The sequence below is a fragment of the Sphingomonas sp. 67-41 genome, from assembly GCF_001899725.1.
GTDB lineage: Bacteria > Pseudomonadota > Alphaproteobacteria > Sphingomonadales > Sphingomonadaceae > Sphingomonas > Sphingomonas leidyi.
On sequence record NZ_MKWJ01000007.1, the window covers coordinates 31,950 to 55,448 of the forward strand.

Below are 23,499 nucleotides of genomic sequence, written 5' to 3' on the forward strand. Positions count from 1 at the left end.
GGAGATATCTACCGCACCGTCACCGCATAGAGCGCGATCGCCGCCGCGTTCGACACGTTCAGGCTCTCGACCTTGTCCGAGATCGGCAGCTTCGCGAGCTCGTCGCAATGCGCCTCCGTGTTCTGGCGCATGCCTTCGCCCTCGGCGCCGAGCACCAGCGCGATCTTCTGCTGGCCGCCCATCACCTGCGCGAGCGTGCCGTTGGCGTGTCCGGTCAGCCCGATCCGCCAATAGCCCGCCTCGGCGATCTCCTCGAGCGCGCGGGCGAGGTTCACCACGCGGCACCAGGGCACCACTTCCAGCGTGCCCGCCGCCGAGCGGGCGAGCGTACCCGTCTCGGACGGCGCATGCCGGTCCTGGGTGACGATGCCGAGCGCATCGAATGCCGCTGCAGAGCGCAGAATCGCGCCGACATTGTGCGGGTCGGTCACCTGGTCGAGGACGAGCAGCGGGCGGTTGTCGTCCGCGCCCTGGGCGAGCAGGTCGCCCAGCCACATCTCCTCTAGCGGATCGACTTCGGCGACCAGCCCCTGATGCGGCGCGTCGCCGGGCACCAGCCGGCCGAGATCGGCGGCATTGGCGAAGGTGATCGGAATCGTCGAGGGAATGTCGAGCCCGGCCAGCGCCTCGTGCGTGCCCCAGATCTTGCGCACGTTGCGCTCGGGATTGTCGAGCGCCGCCAGCACCGCGTGCCGCCCGTAGAAACGGGGGCGGTTCGACGATGCCTGGCTCGGCCTGTGTCCGCGCTTGGCCATCACTTCGCTCCCGGTGCCGGGTAGAATTCGCTCAAGGTCTTGGGCTGGGTCGCCAGCGGCACGCGCGGCAGCGGGTCGGATGTGTTGGCCGCGTTGATCAGGAAGGCGGCGAGGATGATCGCGCCCTGGCGCATGTCCTCGGGTTTCAGGTGATCGAACGTGTCGACATCGGTGTGGTGCACCGTCGAGGCATAGTCGAGCGGATCCTGGATGAACTGGAAGGCCGGGATGCCCACCACGTCGAAGAACACGTGATCCGTGCTGTCGGTGAGGGCGGTCGCCACCTTGGTGGCCCCGAACGAGCTGAACGGCGCGAGCCAGTCGCGGAAGATCGGCACCACGGCGGTGTTGCCCTGGGTATAGATGCCGCGGATCCTGCCCGAGCCGTTGTCGAGGTTGAAATAGGCGGCGAGCCTGGCATGGTCGGGGCCCGGCTTGATCGGGAAGGACTTGCCCCAGGCCGCATAGCGCGCGGGGCCGGTCAGCGTCGGGTCGATCGTGCGGGTGGCGATGTGGTTCTCGATATAGGCCATCGAGCCGAGCAGGCCCTGCTCCTCGCCCGACCACAGCACGAAGCGGATCGCGCGCTTCGTCTTGATATTCAAGGCTTTGATGATGCGTGCGGCTTCCATCACCATCGATACGCCTGCGGCATTGTCCGCCGCGCCGTCGCCCATCGCCCAGCTGTCCATATGCGCGCCGGCCATCACATAGCCTGCCTTGGCATCGGTGCCGGGAATGTCGGCGATGACGTTGTAGGCCTTGGTGTCGCTGTCGTCATAGGTGACGTCGCTGCTCAGCTCGAGGCTGGGGGTCGCGCCCATCTTGGCCAGGCGGGCGAGGCGGCGATAATCCTCGGCGGCGATTTCGAAGCCCGGAAGCGGCGGCGTGGCGCCGACCCTGAACTGGCTGTTCTGGCCATGGATCAGCTTGCCGTTGCGCGACGACATCGTCGCGTACGCAATCGCGCCTTCGGCCTTCAGGAAGGCGTCGCGCTTGGCGAGGAAGATCTGGCGCGCGGGGCCGCGCTGCGGGCGTGTGGCGGCGGAAGGACCGCCCGGCAGCTCGAACGTGTCGGCCTTGTCGAGATCGGCGTCGCCATAGCGGCGGAACGCGGGGCTGGTCGCATCGGCAATGTCCGCCGGCTCCGTGATCAGCACGATCTTGCCCTTGAGCTTGCCCTTGTACTGGTCGAGCGCGGCTTCGTCGGCCATCGGGGCGAGCACCACCTGGCCGGTGATCGGGCCGTTGGTGCCCGGCGTCCAGGCGAGCGGCGCGGCGATCAGGGTAAGCGGGCGCGGCGCGACCATCTTCACGCTGGCGTTCCTGGCGGACCAGCCGCGGCCGAACTCGAAGCCTTCCTTGTGGACGTTGGTCAGGCCCCATTCGCGGAACTTGGCCTGGGTCCAGTCCTCGGCCTGGCGCATGCCGGGCGAATTGGTGAGGCGCGCGCCGATCACGTCGGTGAGATACTGGGCGATGCGCATCACTTCGCCATGGCGGGTGCCCTGGTCCACGATCTGGTCGACCGGCGCGCTGGGGCCGTCCGGGCCCTTGGCGATGGCGAGCGGCACCGTGGCGGTGGCCGCGAGCAGCGTGGCGATGGCGAAGGAAAGTCGGCGCATGGGTGCCCCCCAATCAAGTCTCTGCATGGAAACGGCGGACGCTATGCCGCGCAAAGGTTGTGCGCAAGGCGTTGACAGGGACGCGGGGCTTCGGCAATGGGCCCCCTCTCGCCGAACGGCGCCATGGACAGGTGGCCGAGTGGTTAAAGGCAGCAGACTGTAAATCTGCCCGGGTTTCCCGTACGCTGGTTCGAATCCAGCCCTGTCCACCATCCCCCCATATTACCGCATCCGTAGGTGTCTTTGAAAACTGAGGTTTTCGAAGCGCTTACGGCGATTCGCATCCGCATCCGTCCGCTGGCTTTCGGCCCTGTCCGAATTTGCCTGTGGGAAAGAATGTGGGAATATTTTGGCGATGGGAAAGCTATCTGCGACGGGAGTTAGAGCGGCGACACGCCCCGGTCGTCTCGGGGACGGCGACGGCCTGTTCCTGGTCATCGGGACTACGGGCAGCAAGAGCTGGGTATGCAGGGTCCAGAAGAATGGGCGCCGTCGCGACATCGGCCTCGGGAGCGCCAGCAAAGTGACGCTGGCCACTGCGCGGAAGCGCGCGGAAGAAGTTCGCGGATGGATGGAGTCTGGGCTCGACCCAGTCTTTGAGAAGCGGAAGGCCGGCGGCATCCCAACGTTCAAAGAGGCCGCAGCCAAGGTGTTCGCGGCCAACCGAAAGACCTGGCGCAACGAAAAACATGAGTGGCAGTGGAAGCGGACGCTCGAGCAGTTCGTATACCCGACGCTGGGAGGCGTCCGCGTGTCTGAGATCACCGGACCGATGATCCGCAACGTTCTCGCTGAGATCTGGCTTACCAAGCCTGAAACCGCGAGACGGGTTCGGCAGCGCGTCGGCGCTGTTCTCGATTGGGCATTCGCCAACGGATATCGCGAGACCGAGGCGCCGATGCGCTCAATCACGAAGGGACTACCACGCCAGCCAAGGAACAACGAGCACCATGCGGCACTTCCATATCCGGACGTCCCAACCTTCCTGGCGAAGCTCCGGGCTAAGGAAACTTTGGGTCGTCTCGCTTTGGAGTTGACGATCCTGACCGCCACTCGATCAGGCGAGGTCCGGAATGCGACATGGGCGGAGTTTGATATTCCCAACGGGCTTTGGACTATCCCGGGCTCAAGAATGAAGTCTGGCCGTGAGCATGCGATACCGCTGACGCGGCCCGCGCTCGACATTCTCGAACGATGTTCCTCGGTCCGTGCAACAGGGACGGAGTTGGTGTTTCCTGGAAGCAAGTCAGACCGAGCCCTATCTGACATGACTTTGATAAAGGTCCTTCGGGACATGAAGGTCAATGCGACCGTTCACGGGTTCCGATCTTCTTTTCGAGACTGGGTCAGCGAGACGACTGATTTCCCTGGCGAACTCGCCGAAGCCGCACTGGCACATGCCGTCAAAGACAAGACCGAGGCAGCGTACCGTCGAGGCAATCTGCTCCAGAAGCGCCGGGCCCTGATGAACGAGTGGGCCGAGTTTTGCGCTTGAAGCATTGGAGTGCGGTAGGGACTCGTCCCTCAGCTCCACCAGACGCCATTGTTTTTATTGGTTCTTTTTAGCCAATACTGAACTCGGTCATACTTTCGGTCATACTCGTGCGGCTGGTGGTCTTAGGACAGCTTCGGCTGATCCGGACCTGACAAAATTTTCGCTCAAACCTTCGATACGGAATGGCTGACCGGTTCGAAATTGGCCATTTCGAGCCTTGGTTTGAAGCAGCGCAGGAGTCGGCAGTGCCGCTGTCCGATCAGCCATGTGTTCAAATCTTTCGCACGCGCTGATCGCTTCGATGCAGCGCGGACATTCGCTACGGTATCGTCAAACCGAGTGAAAGGATTTGGGTGGATTTCAACGATCAGTTGAGAGCGTCACTTCGAGCGACGCCCGAAGCCCATCTCTTCGAATATAAGGGCCGCGAATATTCGCGCGGCGAGATCAGCGCGTTCGCGGATCGGGCCGTAGCGCTGCTCGACGCCGCGGGGGTGCCTGCCGATGCGCGGATCGGGGTGATCGTGCGTAATCGCGCGCTGCATGCGGCGGCGATGCTGGGTCTGATCGCGCACGGGCGGCTGCTGACGACGGTCTATGCGATCCAATCGCCCGAAGCGATGGCGGCGGAAATCCTCGATACGCGCTTTGGCGCGGTGATCGCCGATATGCAGGACTGGACAGCTGAAGTGCAGGCGGCGGCCATTGCGACGGGCGCGGCCGGCCTTGTGCTCAACCACGAAGCAAAGCTGATCGGCTATCGCGAGGGTCTCGCCAAAGCAGGCGAGGGGCCCTTCCCGACACTTGAGGGTGAGCGCGGGATCGAAATCCTGTCGAGCGGTACGACCGGCAAGCCCAAGCGCATCCTCTTTCCATTCCGCATGCTGGTCCGCGCGGTCGAAAGCGTAAGCGCGGCGAGGACCGGGATCGATCCCGAGCCCGACATCCTGACCTGGCCCTATGGCGGGATCGGCGGGATGTGCAACCTGGTCGCTGGGGTGATCCTAGAGCGCCACACGACTTTGCTCGACAAGTTCAACGTGCCGGAGTGGATCGAGGCAGTGCGTCGGCATCGCCCCAAGTTCCTGAGCGGGCCGCCAGCGGTCGCGCGGATGGCGCTGGATGCCGGCGTCACCATGGATGATATGGCGAGCGTCCTATATTTCTTTGGCGGCGGCGCGCCCTTTTCGCCTGAACTGCAGGAGGAATTCGAGAGCGCCTACGACCTCAAGGTGATCTGGGCCTATGGGGCCACCGAGTTTTGCGGGACGATCATCAGCTGGACGCCCGCGCTATATGAGACCCATCATGACAGCAAGCGCGGCGCGATGGGCAAGGCGTTGCCGGGGATCAGTCTGCGTGTCACCGATGCCGATACGCACGAACCGCTGCCGCCCGGCGAAATGGGCTACCTCGAAGCGATCGTGCCTGCAGTGAACGAAGATTGGATCCGGACCACCGATCTGGCGGTGATCGATGCCGATGGGTTCGTCTTCCATCTCGGCCGCGGCGACGGCGCGATCGTGCGAGGCGGTTTCAAGGTGCTGCCCGAGAAGATCGTCGAGGGGCTGCAAGCGCATCCGTCGGTGCTTGATGCCGCAGTCGTAGGCATCGCTGATCAGCGGCTCGGTGAAATTCCAGTCGCCGCGGTGGAACTGCGCGATGCAGCGCCCGTGGTAACTGGCGACGAATTGCGGGAACACGCGAGGCGCGTACTGGTCGTACATCACGTGCCCGCAAAGATCATGATCGTGGATCGATTGCCGCGCACGACTTCGTTGAAGCCGGATCTTGGGGCGGTGAAACGCCTGTTCGAGGAACAGCAATGACCGAGGACGCACTTCCGCACCTGGTCAGTCACGCGGGGCGATGGCCCGAGCGTGCGGCAGTGGTAATGACCGATGATGGTTCGACCCTGTCCTATCGTGAGCTCGACGCGCGATCGCATGCGCTGGCCGGACAACTGGCGGCGGCGGGGATCGAGGCGGGGCAGCATGTCGCGATCCTGATGGAGAATCGGCTCGAGTTCATGATCGCGGTGTGGGCTGCCAGCCGGTCGGGCCTCTACTACACCCCGGTGAATTGGCATCTGACGGCCGACGAAGTGGCATATATCGTCTCGGATTGCGGGGCGCGGGCGGTCCTTTCGAGCGATGCACGGCGCGATGTACTCAAGCCAGTGGTGGCGGCATGCCCGGACATGTCGCTCTGGGTTTGCGATCGCGAGGAGCCCTCGGGCTTTGCGCCTGAGCAAGGGCTGCCACACAAGCCCATCGCCTATGATGCCCTTGAGGGCTCGTCGATGATCTATTCGTCAGGCACATCCGGGCGGCCCAAAGGGATCAAGCGCGCGGTGACCGGGGCTCCGTTTGGGGCGTTGGGTGCCGGCGATGCAATGCTGCGCAGGCTTTACGCATGGGACGAGGATGCCGTCTTCCTTTGCCCATCACCGCTCTACCATGCCGGGCCGCTCAACTTCGCGATGGTGACGCACCGCTCGGGCGGGACGCTGGTGCTGATGCGTGACTTTGAAGCGCCGGAGGCGCTGGAGGCGATTGGACGACACCGCGTCAACAAGGCGTGGCTGGTGCCGACGATGATGATCCGGATGCTCAAGCTGCCCGATCGCGAGCGTTTCGACACCAGCAGCCTGACTCATGCGATCCACACCGCCGCGCCGTGTCCGCAGGACACCAAGCGCGCGATGATCGAATGGTGGGGGCCGGTGCTCTACGAATTCTATGCCGCGACCGAGGGCAATGGGCTGACCGCGATCACCCCGCAGGAATGGCTGGCGCATCCGGGTTCGGTCGGCCGTTCGCCCGACGTGCGGATCGTCGGGGAGGATGGCCAACTAATGCCGACGGGCGAGGTCGGCGTGATCTACTTCGCGAGCGCCTGGACCCAGTTCGAATATCACAACGACCCGGCCAAGACGGCGGAGGCGCGCGACAGCCAGGGTTGGACCACGATCGGCGACATCGGGTATCTCGACGCCGACGGTTATCTCTACCTAACCGACCGCAAGACCCACATGATCATCGCGGGCGGTGTGAACATCTATCCGCAGGAGGCCGAAAATGTGCTCGCGGTGCATCCGGCGGTGGAGGATGTGGCGGTGATCGGCGTGCCGCATCCGGAATATGGCGAGGAAGTGAAAGCGGTGGTCCAGCTTGGCGCGGGCGAGACCGCATCGGATACGCTGGCAGCGGAATTGATCGCGCACTGCCAGAGCCAGCTGGCACGCTACAAATGCCCGCGCAGCGTCGATTTCGTCGAGCAACTGCCTCGCATGCCCAACGGCAAGCTGCTCAAGCGCGATCTGCGGGCGCGATATTGGACGAACGCCAAGGTACGGATCTGATCAGCCAGGCTGAAGGACTGCAACGTTCGAGGTGTCGGGAACCCCCAGCCGCGCAGTCAGGCCGCCATCGACCGGAAGCATCGTACCCGTGACATAGCTGGACTCATCGGACGCAAAGAACAGGACCGCATTGGCGATATCGCGCGGATCGCCAAGGCGGGGCGTCGGGATGGTGCGGCGGACTTCCTTGATGAAGCCTTCGTTGGCGAGAAGCTTGCGCATCCCGGCTTCGCCGGTGTTGATAAAGCCTACCACCACAGCGTTGCAGCGTATGCTTTCGGGAGCATAGTCGATCGCGAGCTGGCGGGTCAGCGCATTCACGGCACCCTTGGAGGCCTGATACGATGGCCGCCCGGTAATCGCGCGCGTGCTGGAGGCCGCAGTGATGTTGACGATCGATCCGCCGCCGGCGGCGCGCATGTGCGGGATCGCATATTTGCTCATCCAGAAGGTGCCATAAGCGGCGACGCGGAAGGTCTGGTCCCAGACTTCGGTCTCGAGTTCTGCGACGTGGGTATCGCGCTTGCCGGCGCCGGCGATGTCGGTGGCGGCGGCATTGTTGACCAGGATATCGAGGCGGCCATAGGTCGCGACCGTTGTCTCGATCGCGGCACGGACATCGTCCTCGATGCTGACGTCGCTGACAATGAAGGTGACCGTCAGGCCGTCGGCGCGCAGACTTTCACCGAGAGACCCTTCTCGGCGGTGCGCCCGGTGAGGCGACCGAGGTGCCTTCCTCTGCGAGACGGCGGACGATCTGGGTGCCGATTCCCTGCGTGGCGCCGGTGACGAGCGCGACCTTGCCGGTGAGCCTCATGCTGGTTCCTCCTGATGTGCGATGTCGTCGGAGAGCCGACGCAGCGCGTCGGCGAAATTCACGCGCGACGGGCCTGTGATCGATTGGCGAAGGGTTGGATCGGAGGCGCTTCCGGGCGGTGCGCCGGGGATGGCCTCGATCGCGAAGCGCGGTTCCATGCCTGACCATTCGCCAGCCATCCGCGCCCAATCCTGGATCGGCAGGGTCTCGTCGCCGCACCAGTTGACGATGCGCGCGGGCGTGGCTGCTGCGTCGAGCAGCGCTTCGAGCTGCCAGATCATGTCGTCGGCATGGATCGGCGTCTGCGGGTGCGGATCGTGCGGCACGCGGATCGGCTCGCCGGCGAGCACCGAGCGGATGATCTGTGCGGGATAGCTCCGGGTGCCGCCCATCCAGGTATTGAGGCGGGCAATCACGATCGGCATGTCGAAGGCCCGGGCACAGAAGCGCGCGACAGCCTCGATCCCGGCCTTGGAGGCGGGGCTGGTCGGGGCATAGGCAGTGGCGGCGCGGCCGATCGGATCGGTTTCGGTATAGGCGTGCCAGGGGTCGGGATGCGGGGAATAGACGCCCATGCCCGACATCACGAGCGTCGCCTTCGCCCTGCGGCAGTGCTGGAACAACAGGCCCGGGCCCTCGACGTTGGTGCGGAGCGCCGCTTGCAGCTCGGACAGGCCGGCGCGCATCCAGCCAAGGTGGAGGACATAGGTGAAGTCGGCAGGGAGATCGCTGAAATCGGGTGCGCCAAGATCAAGCGCGCGCGTGGTGACGCCCGCCTCCTCAAGGGCAATGCGTGCCTCCGGATTAGCGAAGCGCGCGACACCCCAGACTTCGTTGTCCTGTGCCAGCGCGCCAGCGAGCGGCTCCGCGACCATACCGGTGATGCCGGTGATCAGGATTTTTTCGTCGCGGATCATGCAACCTGGAACCGGTCGACATAGCCCTTGAAAGTGCTGCGCAGCATCTCATCGGTGAGGCCATATTCCTCGGCGGTGTAGTGATGCGCGCCGTGCTTGTCCTTGGCATTGTCGGCGAGGAAGGTGCGGATATTGGCGCCCGAGGTCTCCGACAGCGTCATGCCGAAATGGTTATACGCGGCCGCGATCGCCGCCACCGGATCGCGCGTCACATCGCGATACTGCATGTCGTAGACCTTCCCGGGCGCGAACAGCGAGGCGCGCACGTCGAGCCCGCGGCGAAGGCCCAATTCCTCGAAGGCGGACCAGGAACGTCCAAGCAGCTTTGGATCATAGCCCGGTGTCGCGCTGCGGAAGGTGCCGATCAGGCTGACGACCGAGGGGATGATCTTGATCGGGTCGCGATGCGTCCAGATCAATCTGGCATCCGGATAGACCGCAATCAGCGCGTCGAGCGCGAAGACGTGCTTGGGATATTTGAGCACCCATCGGCCCGGATGGCGAAACTGGAGATGCTGAAGCGTGCGCTTGTGCGCTTCATAGGAAGGGCGGTGATCTGCGGTCAGCAACCAGTCGCGATAACTCGGAATCTCGAACGGCGCGAGCAGCGCCCAGTTCATGAAGGCGTGATCGTTCAGCGACTGGCATTGCTCGGGCCGGTCGGCAGTGATCGGGTGGCGCTTCTTGAGCTCTTCCGATGCGCCTGCGACTTCGGCGGCATGAACCTCGGCGATGCGGGGGTCGGTTTCGTAGGTTTCGGCAAGCGGGGGTGGGGAAGGGCGTGACATTTCCCAACGGCGGGGCGCGCGGATGCCTTCGCATTGCGCCATCAGGCCGTGGAGATTGGTCGAGCCGGTGCGCGGCAGGCCGAGGATGAAGATCGGCGCCTCCACCTTTTCGTCCGTAATGCCGGGGAAGCGCTTGCGGTCTTCAGCGAGGCGAAGTTTCTTGACGAGCGTGCCACAGATCATCGCGGCAGCGCCCGCGCGGCGGGCATCGTCGAGCTTGGCCTCGCGCTCGAGGCTGAAGATCAGCATGTCGAGCGCCTCCTCAAACGGCAGATCGCCAAAGTCGCTAAGGCCAGTCGCATCGGCGGCTTCGCGCATCAGTGTGGCGCGATCGAGCGCTGTCATCGGGGCAGCTCCGCTTCGATCGCAGCAACCAAGGCGGGATCGGTGGGGAGCGTGTCCGGCGCGAAGCGGGCAGTGACCTTGCCCGTGGGGCTAATCACGAATTTCTCGAAATTCCAGTGGACTTCGGGCGCGGGATTGGCGGGGACGCCGTGGCTCTCAAGGCGTTTGCGCATCCCGTCATCGGTGAAACTGGTCGCCTCCGGGCGGGCGGCAGTGAGTGCGGCGTAGAGCGGATGCTTGTCCGGTCCGGCGACGCTGATCTTGGCGAACATCGGGAAATCGACGGCATAGGTCGACTGGCAGAAGTCGGCGATCTCCGCGTCGCTGCCCGGCTCCTGTCCGCGGAAATCGTTGGCGGGAAAGCCGAGCACTTCAAAGCCGCGCTCGCGATAGTCGCGGTAGAGCGTTTCGAGCCCTTCGTATTGCGGCGTCAGCCCGCATTTGGAGGCCGTGTTGACGACCAGCAGCGTCTTGCCTTCATGCTCGGCGAGCGTGGTTTCGCGCCCGTCGATCATTTTGACGGGAATGTCGTAGAGGGAGGTCATGGCTTCTCCTTGAGCATGCGGGACAGACGGAGCTGAAGTGCGATCGCGATGAGCATCACCGGCACGCAGGCGGCGAGCCCGATGCCGAGCGCGTCTGCGCCCCAGACCGGTTTGAGCCAATCGCTGATGCGCCCGACATAGACAGGGCCCAGACCTCCGCCGATCAGGTAATTGAGCAACAGGAACAGCGCGCCCGATATTGCGCGGCGATCGGGCGCGGCTGCATTCTGGACGAGGGTGACCGCAGGCGCGAGGAACATGCCGAGCGAAGCGGTGGGGATCAGCCAGAGCAGCAGCGAGACATGCCAGTCGCTGGCGAGCGCCGCTCCGGCGACAAAGGGGATTGCAATGACTAACCCGGCGCAGGGGACCAACGCATATACGCGCTCGCCGTGATGCGGCCAGAGCCGGTCGGCGAGGAAGCCGCCGACCCACAGGCCGAAGCCGAACGCGGCGGCGTTGCCGACCGCGTACCAACTGCCGAGGCCGGAAAGCGGCATTTCGCGCGCGCGCATCAGGAAGGCCGGAACCCAGGCCGCGATCGCGGCGCCGGTGAACGAGCTGAGTCCCGCGGCGAGCCCGGCGAACAACAGGATCGGCGTCGCGACAAACTCGCGGATCGAGCGGAAAAAGGGCGGGGCCGGGGCCTTTTCGATCGGACCCGCGTCCCGCACGGTGAGAAGCAGCAGCAGCGCAAAGGCGATGCCGGGGCAACTGACCGCGATCACGGCAGCGCGCCAGCCATAATGCGCGGTGATCCAGGCGCCGAGCACCGAGACCAGCAGCGAGGCGACCGGTGACCCGAGATGATAGATGCCGAGCGCTGCTCCCCGGCGTGCGGGCGGATAGTAGCCCGAAATCAGCGAATAGGAGGGTGCGGAGCCCCCCGCCTCGCCGATCGCGACGCCGATCCGGGCGGCGGCGAGCTGCGCGAAGCTGGCCGCCCATCCGCCCATCGCCGAGCAGGCCGACCAGATCGTACAGGCGATCATGATCACCCGCGTCCGCCCGAACTGGTCCGCCAGCCAGCCGACCGGAATCCCGAAGATCGTGTAAAAGAGCGCGAATACCAGGCCGGATAGCAGCCCGAGCTGGGTATCGCTGAGCGCCAGATCCTTACGGATCGGTTCGGCGAGGATCGCGATGAGGTGGCGATCCATATTGTTGCAGATGTAGATCAGGAACAGCAGAGTCAGCGCCCAGCGCGCACCCTTGGCGGGATTGGTGTCGGTCATTGCCAGTCCAGCCATTCGAGGATTGCCTTTCCCATCACGGCATCACGGTCGGAGCCGGTCAACCAGGGGAGCCTGTCACGAAAGAAGCTGATGAGCTCGGCATAGGGGCAGGGCAGACGGCTGAGGTCGGAACCCCAGAACAGGCGGTCGGCGCCGAACGCGTCGTACAGCCGGCGCAGATAAGGCGTGACATCGGACCATGTGTTCAAGCTGTCGCTATAGGCGGGAAGGCACGTCGCCTTGACCGCCACATTCTGCAGGGCGGCGAGTGCGAGCAGATGATCGATATCGGCAAAGGCTCTGGCGCCGGTCTGGTGAACGCGGGCACCCATATGGTCGACGATGATGCGCAGGGCAGGGTTGCGGCGGGCAATCAGAGCCAGCAGTTTCATTCGTCCAGCCGGGGCGATCATCATCGGAATTCCGGCATCTGCGGCCTCTCCCCACAGCGCATCGATCGCAGTCTCGTTCCTCAGAATGATCCGGGCGCCGAGCATGCCCGGCTGATCGCGCCAGCCGGTCAGGGCAGCGCCTTTTGGCAATCGGCCCATCACTGCGAAGCGATCCGGATGCGCTGCGGCGGCGGCCAGCGCGAGATCGTTGCGGTCACCCTCCCAGCTGGGGGGCACAAGGATGGCGCGATCGACGCCGGCTGCATCCATTTCGGCCAGCGCTTCCGCGGCCGACATGGGTGAGGCGCGCTGCGGCTGGACCGTGCGGCCGCCGGCACCCGCTTTCGGCCACGGCCGATCGGGCCGATCTTCTCCCCAGATATGAATTTGTGCATCGACGATCACGGCATCTCGATAGCATCGGCGTGGCTCGAAACCCCATCACGCCCATGATCAATCGCGCGTGCGCTTGCCTCGCGAACGCGCCCGGCGGATCGAAAGCGGCGAAGGAGAATGCCCATGACCGGCCGTCTCATGAGTCCGATCGGATCCAACCCCGTCGAGCGCCAGCCGATTGCGCCGCGCCTCGACAGCCTTGCGGGCAAGAAGATCGGGTTACTCGACAATACCAAGAAGAATGCCGACCTGCTGCTGAGAGCTGCGGGAGACATATTGATGCGCGAACACGGCGTTCGCGAGGTCGTCTATTGGCGCAAGATCAGCTCGTCGCCCGGCGCGCCGGCGATGATGCTCGACGCGCTGGCCGAGTGCGATGCGGTCATCAACGCCTATGGCGATTGCGGATCGTGCACCTCGTGGTGCGTGCATGATGGCGTGACGCTGGAGAAGCGCGGCGTGCCGACCGCAACGGTCAATAGCGACGCATTCGTGGTGCTGGGGCAGCAGGAGGCGGTGGCGCTGGGTGTGCCCGGGCTGCCGATCGTGATGGTGCCGCATCCGATGGGCGATGTCAGCGCCGAAGTGGTGCTCGAGCGGGCGCGGGCGATGATCCCGCAGTTGATCCGCGTTCTGACCGGCGACGCCGCCGCGCTCGAGAGCGACTATACCGACCTCTATATCGGCGAGAGCGACAAGTTCGCCCGCTCGAACATGTTCTGCGAGATATGATCATGAGCGATACGCGATTCCTGGACCTCTCCGATGCGCTCGATTTCGACGAAGCCAATGAGGAGCTTTACCAGCGCGGAATGACCGATGGCCTGCCGGTAATCCCGCCGACCGAGGCGCGCGTGGCAAGGATGCTGGCGGGCACCCGGCGCGATCCGGATCAGTCTCTGGGTGCGATGGGTCCCGCCTATGGCCGTGCGACGATCGAGAAGATCGCGGTCAACGCCGTGATGGCGGGATGCCGCCGCGAATATATGCCGGTGCTGATTGCGGCGTGCGAGGCGATGCTTGACGAGGATTTCAACCTCTACGGGATCAACGCGACCACCCATCCGGTGACGCCAATGCTCGTGATTAACGGACCTGCGGTCGAGCGGTTGCGGATCAATTCCGGCTATAACTGCATGGGGCAGGGCTGGCGCGCGAATGCCACGATCGGGCGAGCGATCCGGTTGATCCTCGTCAATATCGCCGGCGGCACACCGGGCAATGGCGACCGCGCGACCCACGGGACGCCCGCAAAGCTCGGCTTTTGCGTGGGCGAGAACGAACTGGCCTCGCCCTGGGAGCCGCTCCACGTCCGGCGTGGATTCAAGCCGGGACAGAGCAGTGTGACCGTTCACGGCTCCGAAGCGCCGCACGAGATCAACAACCATACCAGCGAGGACGGAGCGGGAATCCTGCGCACCTTCGCGAGTACGCTTTCGACGCTGGGCCACAACAACTCGTATCTGGGGCGAGGCGAGGTCGCGATCTGTATCGGGCCGGAGCATGCCGACACGATGGCACGCGACGGGATCGGCATCCGCGAGATCCAGGAGTGGTTGTTCGCCAATGCCGGCAACCGGCTCTCGGCGCTGGTCGGAATCACGCGCGACAATTACGATGCGATGGGGCCGTTCGACCGGAACGCAGTGGACGATCCGTTCGTGCCGTTGGTTTCGAAGCCCGAGGACTATCTGCTCTTCGTCGCGGGCGGAGTCGGCAAGCACAGCATGGCGATGCCGAGCTTCGGTCTGACGCGGTCGGTGACGAAAGTGATCGAGCTCGGCTGAGGCTCAGCGGCGAAGCTGCGAGATCACGTCGTCCGGGCCGCGCCGGCCCTCGTAACGGCCGCCCATGTCGGGTGCGAGCGCTGGATCGACGGGTACGCTCATCACATGATCGACCACGAAGGTGCGGTGTGCGATGCGCCACTCACCTTCGCGCCGCGCGAAGCGGTCGCCGTATCGGACGCGGTAGACCCGATCGATGGTCGGGCCATCCGCCGCCGGGTGCTGCTCGATGGCGAGGCACCAGCTTTCGACGAACGCCGCTTCGGGCGCGGTGAAGTCGATCAAATGATGAGTCACCATGTGTGAGGCGCGGGGAACGCCGGGGTGACGGGCTGCGACATTTGCGATGAAGCATGCGACAGGGACGGCACCATCACCCTTGTCGATCACGGCATCGGAGAGGAAGACCGTGGCGAGCAATCCGATATCGATCCGGTCGATCGCACGGCAATAAAGACAGAGTCGCTCCGCAATCTGCATCCGGTCGACGATGCGCTGCGGGGACCATTCGTCCATCTCAGGCCGACTTCAGCCCCGCATCCGATACCGCCGGCCAGAACTGCTCACGCGTACACCCGGTGAATGCGCCTGCCAGCGCCCGGCGCCATTCGAGCACGCTGCCATAATCGTCGCGCCATGCCATCAGCCTGCGCGTGCGGTGGTTGAGCGCATATTCGCGGCTGAAACCCATCGCGCCATGCACCTGATGCCCGATCGCAATCGCAGCGTCGGCGGCATCTCCTAGCCTCGATCGGGCGGCTGCGATCATCGTCTGACTGACGCTTTCGGCCGCGGCTTCGGTCAGGACGGCGCTGGCGAGCATATGGCCCGCCAGCTCCGCCAGCATCTGCTGGATGACCTGGAATTTCGAGATTTCGCGCCCGAATTGCTTGCGCTCGCCGGCATAATCGATGCTGCGCGCGAGCGTCCATTCGACCGCGCCGAGGATCTGACCGGCGCGGAGGATCGCCGCGGAGCGAAGCGCCGCGCTGGTGTCGAACGGAGCCGCGATCCCCGATGGGCCATTGCTCATATCGTCGCGCGGTTCATCGGCGGCATCGAGACCGGGGGTGGCGGTCCAGTCTGCTGTGGAGGTAAGGCGCAGGCCTGTCGGGCTGACGATCAGGAGATGATCGGCGAGCCCGCCCCAAGGGATGTCATGCAGCACTGTCGCGTCGTCATTTGCGAAGGCGAGCGCGATCAGGCCCTCGGCCGGCCCGAGCCCCGCTTCGGCAAGCAGTTTGTTGCCCAGCATCGTCTCAAGCAACGGTCCGGGCGCGGCGGCAGCACCGATAGCGCGCAGGATCGCGACAGCGTCGCCAAGATCGGCCCCGATCCCGCCTGCGGCTTCGGGCACTAGCATCTGCGTCACGCCATTCTCGGCCAGCGCTGCATAGAGCGCAGCCGGCAGGGTACGGTGCTCGGTCGCCTCGATGGCGTTCTGATCGAGCGTGTCGGCGAGGATGCGCTCGACGGTCTCGCGGAAAAAGGCGCGGTTCTCGCTCACCTCAGACCGATTCCGCGGGCGATGATCCCGCGCAAAATCTCATTGGTGCCGCCCCGGATCGTGAAGGCAGGGGAATAGACCTGGGCATGGGCAAGCAACCCCTTGAGCCGGACGTTGCGCCCCTGCACGGTCAGATCCTCGGCACTGACGATGTTGCGGACGACCCGGACAGCCTCCTGCTCGAACTTGGTGCCGAGATCCTTGACGATCGCCGCCTCCAGGTTAGGCGACAGCCCGCGCTGGATCATGCTGGCGACCGACATGGAGAGCTGGCGCAGCGCGAGCAGGTGCGAGAGCAGGCGGCCGAGCTCCCCCAAGCTGGAGGAGCGTGCGTCGGGTCCGAGCACGTCGATCAGCTCGCTGACCAGCCGGAAGCTGGAGAGCCAGCGTTCGGGGCCCGAGCGTTCGTAGGCGAGCTCGGCCGAAACCTGGTTCCAGCCATTGCCCTCCTGTCCGATCAAAGCGTCGTCGGGGACGAACACATCCTCCATCAGCACTTCGTTGAAGTCGTGCTCGCCGGCCATCGAAATGATTGGGCTGATGCTGACGCCGGGCGTCGTGAGATCGACGATCAGCTGGCTGAGTCCGCCGTGGCGCGATCCCTCGACCGTTGAGGTGCGGACCAATGCGATCATGTAATGCACGCGGTGCGCGTTGGTGGTCCAGATCTTGCGCCCATTGATCCGCCAGCCGCCTTCGATCTTTTCCGCCCTCGCCTTGAGCGATGCGAGGTCGGAACCGGACTCAGGCTCGCTCATGCCGATGCAGAAGTAGCAGTCGCCCGCGGCGATTTTGGGCAGGTAGAATTGCTTCTGCGCGTCGCTGCCGAACTTGAGTAGCACGGGCCCTGATTGCCGGTCGGCGACCCAATGTGCGCCCACGGGCAGGGCGGCCGCGAGCAATTCCTCGGTGACGACATAGCGTTCGAGCGCGGTGCGTTCGCCGCCGCCATATTGCTTCGGCCAGGTCAGGCCGACCCAGCCTTTCGCGGCGATGCGCTTGGTCGTGGCGACGTCGAATCCAAGGCCGATGCGTTCCGGCGGAGGCAAATGGCCGGCCGCGCGTTCACCGGCGATGAAGGCGCGGACTTGCCGGCGCAGGACTTCTGCGGACTCGGGAAGTTCCGGCAGGTCGAGATGAAGGGCGGTGGCGCTCACGATCAGGCGGTGATGTGCGATCCGCCGTTCACCGACAGATGCTGGCCGGTGATGAACGCTGCCGCGGGCGAGAGGAGGAATGCGATCGAGTTCGCGGCCTCCTCCTTGCTGAGGAAGCGACCGAGCGGGATGTTGGCGAGGTAGCGGTCGCGGAATTTCTCGCTGCGGACGGTCTCGGTCATGTCGGTTTCGACGATGCCGTAGGCGACGGAATTCACGCGGATGCCGTGGCGTCCCCATTCGCGGGCGGCGCTCATCGTGAGGCCGAGCACGCCCGATTTGGCGGCGCCGTAATTGATCTGGCCGATCGTGCCCTTGCGGCCCGCATCGGAGGAGATGTTGACGATCGCACCGGGATCGCTCTCGCCGCCCTTCGCGCGTGGGATCATGTCGTTGCCGACAGCCTGAAGCATGTTGAACGCGCCGGTGAGGTTGACGTCGATTACGGCCTGCCAATCGTCGGCCGTCATCTTGTCGATCATCGCGGTGCGCGTGATGCCTGCATTGTTGACCAGACCATGCACCCCGCCAAAACGTGCGGCGCTGTCGGCGACGGCCTGCGCCACGAAATCCCGGTCGGTCACGCTGCCGGCGATCGCCATCGCCCTGGGCGCATCGAATTCGGCGAGTGCGACGGAGAGCTGCTCCTCGCTGCGGTCGAGCAAGGTGACGTTCGCGCCGAGATCGGCAAGCAGCCTTGCGGTGGCGAGGCCAATGCCCTGCGCAGCCCCGGTGACGAGGATGTTTCGGCCGGCAAGATTCATCGGGTTGGTCACGCAGGCGCTCCGGTTGCTGTCGATGAACCGGTAAGCCGGGATTTCGCCGGGCGGCAATGTGAGGGGGCCATCCATCACGGGGGTGCTGGAAACACACCCGAACCACGCTCAGCCAGGCATCGCCGCGCCGCCATTGACGCGGATGATCTGGCCCGTGACGAACTTGCTGGCGTCGCTGGCGAGGTAGAGCATGGCGTGGGCGATGTCGGCGGGCTCACCGACCGCGCCGATCGGCGACCGGGCTGCGTTGCGGGCGAGGGTGGCTTCGGCCTGCTCGGGCGGCATGCGCTCGACCCCCGTCATCGGCGTGACGATGAAACCGGGCGCGACTGCATTCACGCGGATGTTCTTGGGGCCGAGTTCGCGCGCCAGCGAGCGGGTGAGCATATTCACCGCCGCCTTGGTCATGGCATAGACCGACAAGCCCGCAATCGGCTCGTCGGCGGCATTCGACGAGACGGTGATGATCGTGCCGCCGCGCGAATCCATCGCCCGGGCGGCGGCTGCGCAACCCCAAAACACGGCGTCCATGTTGATGCGAGTGATGCGCTGATACGCTTCGGTCGTCGCTTCCGTGATCGGGAAGAGCGCGCCGGTGCCGGCGACATTGGCCCAGATGTCGATCGGAGCGATGGCTTGCGCGAAGTCCGCCAGGCGCTGGATGGCGTCCGGGTCGCAGAGATCGGCGGCGAAGGGGAATGCGGCACGACCGATGCCCGCCGCCGCGGCGTCGAGCGCGGCATGGTTGATATCGGCCATCACGACCTGAGCACCCGCCGCTGCGTAGAAGCGTGCAGTCTCCAATCCGATGCCCGACGCCGCGCCAGTGATGACCGCGAGGCGGCCATCGAGCCGGTAGGCATCCATCATTTGCCTTTATATCCCGGCTTCCGCTTCTCGACCGCGGCGGCGACTGCTTCATACTGGTCGTCGGTCTGTTGGACCACCGCCTGCATCGCTGCGGCGATTTCCAGCGACGCGCCCAGATCGAGCCTGGCCGATTCACGGAGCAACCTGGTGTTGAGCCGGATCGAATGTGGCGGATGGCGGGTAATTCGCGCCGCAAGCGCTTTGGCTTCATCGAGCAGGGCGTCCGCCGGGACGACGCGAGACACCAGACCAATCTCGAGTGCGCGGGCGGCATCGATTGTGTCGCCCGTCAGCGCCATCTCGGCGGCGGCAGAAGTGCCTATCGCGCGATTGAGGAACCACGCTCCGCCCGCTGCGGAGGTGAGGCCAAGCTTGATGAAGCTTTCGGCGAATTTGGCGGTCTCGCTGGCGATGCGGATTGTACACATCGTCGCGAAGTCCATGCCTGCACCCATCGCCGCGCCATTGACGGCAGCGATGATGGGCACTTCGAGATCGTAGAGCGCGCGGGCGATGGTCTGGACGCCATTCTGGTACGTCCGGCGAATCTCCGCAGCGTTGCCGGCAAAATGATTGGCTCGGGCGTACATATCCTTGATGTTCCCGCCTGCGCAGAACACATCGCCCGCGGCGGTGAGGATCGCGCAGCCCACGGTCATATCGGCGTTGATCTCTGCGCAGGCGGCGACCAGCTCCTTTGTCAGCGCGGGGCTGAGTGCGTTTTTGGTCTTTGGATCGTCGATCGTCAGGACGACGACCGGACCGTCGCGCGTGACCTTCAACACGGTCATGCTGCGGCCTTCCGGGGTTCCGGCTTCCCAACCTGTTCACGTGACTCGAGGCGAAGGACCGGGCCTGCGAACGTCTCGGGATCGGCAAGGATCGCGCAGATATGAGCGCCGACTTCGGTATCCATGACCCAGTCGGGTTGGGCGATCTCGCGCTTCCGCTCGCCGTTGATCATCGAGATCAGCATCAGCTCGCGGATCTGCGCGCCCGATTTTCGTTCCTTGGCAAAGCCGCGATACATCATGCGTTGGGCGGCCTGGAGCATCGAGAGCTGGGCCATGTCGCGAAGGATGAAATCGGCAGTTCCACCGCCAATCCCGATCAACATGCCGTTTTCAGGCAGGCGTCGCAGCATCGCCTTGATCGCATTGAAATGGGTGAGGAGGTTGGTGGCATAGACCTGCGTCATCTCGTCCCCGGTCCAGTCCATCAATGGCTTGGTGGCGTTGGGCGCATTGACTGCAATCGCCACGGCATCGACGCCGCCGAAGGGTGCTTGCGCCGTTTCCCACATCGCGATCGCGGCTTCCTCCGAGGCGAGATCGCCGGTGATCGTGGCGATGCCCGATCCGTCGGCGTAGCGCTGAAGGCGCTCTGCATTGCGGTCCGCCGCGATCACACTGAGCCCCTGAGCACGTGCGCCGCGCGCAATGCCCTGGCCGATATCGCCGCATGCGCCGATCACGAGCAATCTCTTAGGCATGTCCCGCTCCCAAATCCGTTGCGCGGGAGCCTAGCCGGGCTGCACGCGATCTTCGAGGCGCGGCCCCCTGTCAGCGCATATGTGTTACGCGGCGACCGGCTCCGGCTTCGCGTAGCGGGCGAGGACTTCGGCAAGCCCCGCAGGCGCGACGCGGTCGGCGGGTCTGTAGAAGGGCGAAAGGATCATCTTGAGGTGCGCCTTCGCCTTGCTGGCCGTAACCTCCTGCACGCGCTTCTGACGCGCGATCGAGGCTTCGAGCTCCTCGGGCGTCATGGTTTCGCGATCCTTGGCGAGCAGATAGGCCTGCACCTTGCGAACGTGCGAGCGGATGTGCTTGACCGCGTAGAAGAAGGCCCAGACGCGGTAGACATAAGCGATCGGGCCGTTGCCGAACAGCGTGTGGTACACCTCGTGCGCAACCTCACGGTGCTCGAATTCCTCGGCAAGATGCCATTTCCACATCTCGACAGCCTCATAGTCGGCGCCTACGAGAAACTCGTCGAATTCCTCGAAATAATTGGTCACCGCGACCGAACTGACTGCCTCGAAACCTTCGGAATAGGCGCAATTGAAGCGGAGTGATTTGGTCGCGAGGAAACGGGCGTAATCCGCCTCATATTCCTTCTCGATCTCCAGCATCCCCTCATAGCCATCGGCGCGCAGCGCCTTGTTGAAGAGGAGATGCTGGCGGCAATGCTGCATTTCCTGCTTGATGAAGATCGTCAGATCGCGGTGGAGCTTCTCGTGCTTGGCGGGGAGGGCGGCCTGAGCCTTTTGCATCACCTTGACGAGATAAGGCTCGATATAGGCGGGCACGGTCGATGCGGCGTTCTGCATCTGCGCAAACTCGTGATTCGGCGCCCAATGCGCGCGGACCTTCGAGAAATCCCATTTGGGAAAGCGTACCTGCATGCTGCCTCTCCACGACCGGTTGTCGGCCTGTGCAAAAAGATAACAACTTGTCGGCTTTTATGCAATTTGGACGTGCCATATCACATATGTGCTGGGGTAGGACTCGACAGCACGAATGTGATTGGCGCAGTTATCGAGCATTCGAAGCGCCCAAAGAGGTGCCCCTGAAGCAGGAGAGACCTGATGGCCCGACGTCGCATGAGCGCCTCGCGTGACCGTATCTCGGCGCGCGCACCGGTTGAACAAAAGACGGTGAAGTCTGCCGGCAGAGTATTGGAAATCCTCGAATATTTCGACGATCTTCAGCGCGCTTCGACGGTAATGGAAATCGCCGACGCGCTTGGATATCCCCAGTCGAGCACCTCGGCGCTGCTGCGCAGCCTGGTGAGCCTGGGCTACCTCAATTATGACGCGATGGCTCGCACCTATGTCACGTCGAGCCGCGTTGCGCTGCTTGGAAGCTGGGTCAATTCGCAGTTCTTTGCCGAGGGCACCATCATCAGCATGATGAAGGAGCTGAACGAAAAGACCGGCGACACCGTCGTGCTGGGCGTCCGCAACGGGCTCCACATCCAATATATCCATGTCATCCAGGCAACCAGTCCGGCGCGCCTTCACATGACGCTCGGCACCGTCCGCCCGCTGGCTGCCTCCGGCGCTGGCTATGCATTGCTCAGCACGATGACCGACAACGAAGTCACGCGGCTGATCATGCGGATCAATGCCGAGGCCGAGGAAGGCCAGCCGCTGATCAAGGTCCGCGACGTGCTCGACTCGCTCGCCGATATTCGCCGCAAGGGATATGCATTCAGCTGCGACATGGTCACGCGCGGCGGCGGGATAATCGCCACCGCGTTGCCGCGCCAGAACGGCCAGCCGCGCATGGTCCTCGGCATCGGCGGAATTAGCGAAGTGATGCGCAGTCGCGAGGAAGAGCTGGCCGCCGCGCTCAAGGAGCAGGTCGATCTTCGCTATGGCCGCGCAAGCCGCAACGTCGTCCAGATGCCCGGTACGCTGCGGGACGCGCCGCGCCCGGATCCGGCGCGGCTTCAGGCATATTGAGCCCAAGGCGAGACAGCTCGAACGCGATTGAGGAATGAGATGACAGAGCTGCAAAAGGGCGCGGCGCCGTTGGCTGGACGCCGCGTCCTGGACTTGTCGAGGGTTCTTGCCGGCCCCTGGTGTACGATGGTGCTTGCCGATCTGGGCGCCGAAGTCACCAAGGTCGAGCATCCCAAGGGGGGCGATGACACGCGTCATTGGGGCCCGCCCTATACCGGCGGCGAGTCCGCCTATTATCTCTGCGCGAACCGCAACAAGCGCAGCATCGCACTCGATATCTCGAAGCCCGAGGGGCAGGAGATCGTCAGGGCGCTTGCTGCGCATGCGGACGTGCTGGTCGAGAACTACAAGCTCGGCGGGCTCGACAAATATGGCCTGGATTACGCGTCGATCTCGGCGATCAACCCGCGCATCGTCTATTGCTCGATTTCGGGATACGGGCGGACGTCGCCGATCGCTGAACGGCCAGGATATGATTATGTCATCCAGGCCGAAGGCGGCCTGATGTCGGTTACGGGTGAAGTGGACGGCGAGCCGATGAAGGTCGGCGTGGCAGTCGCGGATCTCTACACCGGGATGGCCGCCGCGCAGGCGGTTCTTGCAGCGCTGATCGCCACAGACCGCGACGGAGTCGGGCAGCATATCGACATGGCCCTTTTCGATTGCCAGCTGGCGATGCTCGCTAATGTCGGCAGCGCGGCGCTGGTGGCGGGGACGGAGCCCAAGCGCTACGGCAACGGGCACCCGACTGTGGTTCCGTATCAGCTGTTCAACACCAGCGATGGGCAAGTGGTGATCGCGGTCGGCAATGACGGGCAGTTTGCCGCTTTGTGCGAGAGGTTGCTCGACCGCCCGGATCTCGCTGCCGATTCGCGGTTTGCAAAGAATTCGGCGCGCGTTGCCCATCGCGAAGCGCTGCTGGGCGAACTGTTCCCGCTGATTGCGGCGAAGCCGACCGACTGGTGGCTTGCGGGATTACGCGCGGTGGGCGTGCCAACCGGCGCTGTCCGCAACGTCGGTGCCGCACTCGCCGCACCTGAGACGTCGGCGCGTGATATGGTCCGAACGGTGCCGCATCCGAGCGCAGGCGAAGTCATGCTGGTGGCGTCTCCGCTCAAGCTCGGGCGCACGCCGGTGGTCGACCCCGTAGCGCCGCCGACGCTGGGGCAGGATAGCCGCATGGTGCTGGCGGGGCTTGGCTATGCACCGGACCTTGTCGATCGGCTTGCCGCCGACGGCGTCATCGCCTGACTGTCGGCATG

General features: G+C 64.5%; 24 protein-coding genes and 1 tRNA gene. 8 read left to right on the plus strand and 17 right to left on the minus strand.

The features are described 5' to 3' along the window. Positions 1-8: 8 nt before the first annotated feature. Positions 9-755, minus strand: a complete 747-nt coding sequence (gene rlmB / locus BGP17_RS03400; protein ID WP_167297775.1) for a 23S rRNA (guanosine(2251)-2'-O)-methyltransferase RlmB — start codon at positions 753-755, stop codon at positions 9-11. Then, positions 755-2,380, minus strand: a complete 1,626-nt coding sequence (locus tag BGP17_RS03405) for a M20/M25/M40 family metallo-hydrolase (RefSeq protein WP_286710998.1) — start codon at positions 2,378-2,380, stop codon at positions 755-757. Before BGP17_RS03405 ends, rlmB begins: the two co-directional genes overlap by 1 nt. A 125-nt stretch (positions 2,381-2,505) precedes the next feature. Here BGP17_RS03405 and BGP17_RS03410 point away from each other — a divergent pair. The 4 genes from BGP17_RS03410 (at position 2,506) to BGP17_RS03425 (ending at position 7,239) form a co-directional block, all read left to right on the plus strand. After that, positions 2,506-2,592, plus strand: a tRNA-Tyr gene (locus tag BGP17_RS03410). 143 nt (positions 2,593-2,735) lie between these two features. Beyond that, a complete protein-coding gene (locus tag BGP17_RS03415) occupies positions 2,736-3,875 on the plus strand; it encodes a tyrosine-type recombinase/integrase (RefSeq protein ID WP_286710999.1) in 1,140 nt (379 codons plus the stop codon). Positions 3,876-4,228: 353 nt separating this feature from the next. After that, positions 4,229-5,704 carry a class I adenylate-forming enzyme family protein gene (locus BGP17_RS03420; protein ID WP_286711000.1) on the plus strand — a complete coding sequence of 492 codons (1,476 nt, stop codon included), beginning with the start codon at positions 4,229-4,231 and terminating at the stop codon, positions 5,702-5,704. Further along, entirely contained in the window at positions 5,701-7,239 is a 1,539-nt protein-coding gene (locus BGP17_RS03425; RefSeq protein WP_286711001.1) for an AMP-binding protein, read from the plus strand. The genes BGP17_RS03420 and BGP17_RS03425 overlap by 4 nt, the downstream gene beginning before the upstream one ends. Here BGP17_RS03425 and BGP17_RS03430 read toward each other — a convergent pair whose 3' ends face one another. From BGP17_RS03430 to BGP17_RS03460, 7 genes are read right to left on the minus strand one after another with little or no spacing between them, the layout of a single operon-like run. After that, positions 7,240-7,917 (minus strand): SDR family NAD(P)-dependent oxidoreductase, encoded by a 678-nt coding sequence (locus BGP17_RS03430; RefSeq protein WP_353681860.1) that lies wholly within the window; start codon positions 7,915-7,917, stop codon positions 7,240-7,242. Between the two features lie 4 nt (positions 7,918-7,921). Then, positions 7,922-8,056 (minus strand): SDR family NAD(P)-dependent oxidoreductase, encoded by a 135-nt coding sequence (locus BGP17_RS03435; protein ID WP_286711002.1) that lies wholly within the window; start codon positions 8,054-8,056, stop codon positions 7,922-7,924. Continuing rightward, positions 8,053-8,973, minus strand: a complete 921-nt coding sequence (locus BGP17_RS03440) for an NAD-dependent epimerase/dehydratase family protein (RefSeq protein ID WP_286711003.1) — start codon at positions 8,971-8,973, stop codon at positions 8,053-8,055. The genes BGP17_RS03435 and BGP17_RS03440 overlap by 4 nt, the downstream gene beginning before the upstream one ends. Further along, on the minus strand, positions 8,970-10,106 hold the full coding sequence (locus BGP17_RS03445; RefSeq protein ID WP_286711004.1) for a sulfotransferase family protein: 1,137 nt from the start codon (positions 10,104-10,106) through the stop codon (positions 8,970-8,972). Before BGP17_RS03445 ends, BGP17_RS03440 begins: the two co-directional genes overlap by 4 nt. Beyond that, on the minus strand, positions 10,103-10,651 hold the full coding sequence (locus tag BGP17_RS03450; protein WP_286711005.1) for a glutathione peroxidase: 549 nt from the start codon (positions 10,649-10,651) through the stop codon (positions 10,103-10,105). Before BGP17_RS03450 ends, BGP17_RS03445 begins: the two co-directional genes overlap by 4 nt. Continuing rightward, complete coding sequence (locus tag BGP17_RS03455) at positions 10,648-11,901, minus strand: spinster family MFS transporter (protein WP_286711006.1); 1,254 nt, start codon at positions 11,899-11,901, stop codon at positions 10,648-10,650. Before BGP17_RS03455 ends, BGP17_RS03450 begins: the two co-directional genes overlap by 4 nt. Further along, positions 11,883-12,683, minus strand: coding sequence for an amidohydrolase family protein (locus BGP17_RS03460; protein WP_286711007.1), 801 nt, complete (start codon positions 12,681-12,683; stop codon positions 11,883-11,885). Before BGP17_RS03460 ends, BGP17_RS03455 begins: the two co-directional genes overlap by 19 nt. 114 nt (positions 12,684-12,797) lie before the next feature. Here BGP17_RS03460 and BGP17_RS03465 point away from each other — a divergent pair, with 114 nt between their 5' ends. Next, positions 12,798-13,406: a UGSC family (seleno)protein gene (locus BGP17_RS03465; protein ID WP_286711008.1), complete on the plus strand. Its 609-nt coding sequence runs from the start codon at positions 12,798-12,800 to the stop codon at positions 13,404-13,406. Between the two features lie 2 nt (positions 13,407-13,408). Continuing rightward, the gene (locus BGP17_RS03470; protein ID WP_286711009.1) at positions 13,409-14,461 is read left to right on the plus strand and encodes a hypothetical protein; all 1,053 of its coding nucleotides are present in this window, start codon (positions 13,409-13,411) and stop codon (positions 14,459-14,461) included. A gap of 3 nt (positions 14,462-14,464) precedes the next feature. Here BGP17_RS03470 and BGP17_RS03475 read toward each other — a convergent pair whose 3' ends face one another. The 8 genes from BGP17_RS03475 to BGP17_RS03510 all read right to left on the minus strand — a co-directional run bounded on the left by BGP17_RS03475 (position 14,465) and on the right by BGP17_RS03510 (position 21,175). Further along, the gene (locus BGP17_RS03475) at positions 14,465-14,977 is read right to left on the minus strand and encodes a nuclear transport factor 2 family protein (protein ID WP_286711010.1); all 513 of its coding nucleotides are present in this window, start codon (positions 14,975-14,977) and stop codon (positions 14,465-14,467) included. A 1-nt stretch (position 14,978) separates the two neighbouring features. Then, positions 14,979-15,968, minus strand: coding sequence for an acyl-CoA dehydrogenase family protein (locus BGP17_RS03480; protein WP_286711011.1), 990 nt, complete (start codon positions 15,966-15,968; stop codon positions 14,979-14,981). Further along, entirely contained in the window at positions 15,965-17,125 is a 1,161-nt protein-coding gene (locus BGP17_RS03485) for an acyl-CoA dehydrogenase family protein (RefSeq protein WP_286711012.1), read from the minus strand. Before BGP17_RS03485 ends, BGP17_RS03480 begins: the two co-directional genes overlap by 4 nt. Positions 17,126-17,127: 2 nt before the next feature. Beyond that, on the minus strand, positions 17,128-17,901 hold the full coding sequence (locus tag BGP17_RS03490) for an SDR family NAD(P)-dependent oxidoreductase (RefSeq protein WP_286711013.1): 774 nt from the start codon (positions 17,899-17,901) through the stop codon (positions 17,128-17,130). Positions 17,902-18,009: 108 nt separating this feature from the next. Beyond that, positions 18,010-18,771 carry an SDR family NAD(P)-dependent oxidoreductase gene (locus tag BGP17_RS03495; RefSeq protein WP_286711014.1) on the minus strand — a complete coding sequence of 254 codons (762 nt, stop codon included), beginning with the start codon at positions 18,769-18,771 and terminating at the stop codon, positions 18,010-18,012. Further along, positions 18,768-19,562 carry an enoyl-CoA hydratase-related protein gene (locus tag BGP17_RS03500; RefSeq protein WP_286711015.1) on the minus strand — a complete coding sequence of 265 codons (795 nt, stop codon included), beginning with the start codon at positions 19,560-19,562 and terminating at the stop codon, positions 18,768-18,770. The genes BGP17_RS03495 and BGP17_RS03500 overlap by 4 nt, the downstream gene beginning before the upstream one ends. After that, positions 19,559-20,263, minus strand: a complete 705-nt coding sequence (locus BGP17_RS03505) for an SDR family oxidoreductase (protein WP_286711016.1) — start codon at positions 20,261-20,263, stop codon at positions 19,559-19,561. The genes BGP17_RS03500 and BGP17_RS03505 overlap by 4 nt, the downstream gene beginning before the upstream one ends. 84 nt (positions 20,264-20,347) lie before the next feature. After that, on the minus strand, positions 20,348-21,175 hold the full coding sequence (locus BGP17_RS03510) for a metal-dependent hydrolase (protein ID WP_286711017.1): 828 nt from the start codon (positions 21,173-21,175) through the stop codon (positions 20,348-20,350). 183 nt (positions 21,176-21,358) lie between these two features. Here BGP17_RS03510 and BGP17_RS03515 point away from each other — a divergent pair, with 183 nt between their 5' ends. Both BGP17_RS03515 and BGP17_RS03520 read left to right on the plus strand, forming a co-directional pair. Then, positions 21,359-22,237 carry an IclR family transcriptional regulator gene (locus tag BGP17_RS03515; RefSeq protein ID WP_286711018.1) on the plus strand — a complete coding sequence of 293 codons (879 nt, stop codon included), beginning with the start codon at positions 21,359-21,361 and terminating at the stop codon, positions 22,235-22,237. Positions 22,238-22,276: 39 nt separating this feature from the next. Beyond that, positions 22,277-23,488, plus strand: coding sequence for a CaiB/BaiF CoA transferase family protein (locus BGP17_RS03520; RefSeq protein WP_286711019.1), 1,212 nt, complete (start codon positions 22,277-22,279; stop codon positions 23,486-23,488). Positions 23,489-23,499: the final 11 nt, after the last annotated feature.

Coding starts and splice junctions, on each gene's coding strand:
- BGP17_RS03470 (WP_286711009.1), top strand. CDS start 13,409: ATGAGCGATACGCGATTCCTGGACCTCTCCGATGCGCTCGATTTCGAC.
- BGP17_RS03435 (WP_286711002.1), bottom strand. CDS start 8,056: ATGAGGCTCACCGGCAAGGTCGCGCTCGTCACCGGCGCCACGCAGGGA.
- BGP17_RS03450 (WP_286711005.1), bottom strand. CDS start 10,651: ATGACCTCCCTCTACGACATTCCCGTCAAAATGATCGACGGGCGCGAA.
- BGP17_RS03440 (WP_286711003.1), bottom strand. CDS start 8,973: ATGATCCGCGACGAAAAAATCCTGATCACCGGCATCACCGGTATGGTC.
- BGP17_RS03520 (WP_286711019.1), top strand. CDS start 22,277: ATGACAGAGCTGCAAAAGGGCGCGGCGCCGTTGGCTGGACGCCGCGTC.
- BGP17_RS03455 (WP_286711006.1), bottom strand. CDS start 11,901: ATGGCTGGACTGGCAATGACCGACACCAATCCCGCCAAGGGTGCGCGC.
- BGP17_RS03415 (WP_286710999.1), top strand. CDS start 2,736: ATGGGAAAGCTATCTGCGACGGGAGTTAGAGCGGCGACACGCCCCGGT.
- BGP17_RS03495 (WP_286711014.1), bottom strand. CDS start 18,771: ATGATGGATGCCTACCGGCTCGATGGCCGCCTCGCGGTCATCACTGGC.
- BGP17_RS03425 (WP_286711001.1), top strand. CDS start 5,701: ATGACCGAGGACGCACTTCCGCACCTGGTCAGTCACGCGGGGCGATGG.
- rlmB (WP_167297775.1), bottom strand. CDS start 755: ATGGCCAAGCGCGGACACAGGCCGAGCCAGGCATCGTCGAACCGCCCC.
- BGP17_RS03445 (WP_286711004.1), bottom strand. CDS start 10,106: ATGACAGCGCTCGATCGCGCCACACTGATGCGCGAAGCCGCCGATGCG.
- BGP17_RS03505 (WP_286711016.1), bottom strand. CDS start 20,263: ATGCCTAAGAGATTGCTCGTGATCGGCGCATGCGGCGATATCGGCCAG.
- BGP17_RS03500 (WP_286711015.1), bottom strand. CDS start 19,562: ATGACCGTGTTGAAGGTCACGCGCGACGGTCCGGTCGTCGTCCTGACG.
- BGP17_RS03475 (WP_286711010.1), bottom strand. CDS start 14,977: ATGGACGAATGGTCCCCGCAGCGCATCGTCGACCGGATGCAGATTGCG.
- BGP17_RS03510 (WP_286711017.1), bottom strand. CDS start 21,175: ATGCAGGTACGCTTTCCCAAATGGGATTTCTCGAAGGTCCGCGCGCAT.
- BGP17_RS03515 (WP_286711018.1), top strand. CDS start 21,359: ATGGCCCGACGTCGCATGAGCGCCTCGCGTGACCGTATCTCGGCGCGC.
- BGP17_RS03465 (WP_286711008.1), top strand. CDS start 12,798: ATGACCGGCCGTCTCATGAGTCCGATCGGATCCAACCCCGTCGAGCGC.
- BGP17_RS03405 (WP_286710998.1), bottom strand. CDS start 2,380: ATGCGCCGACTTTCCTTCGCCATCGCCACGCTGCTCGCGGCCACCGCC.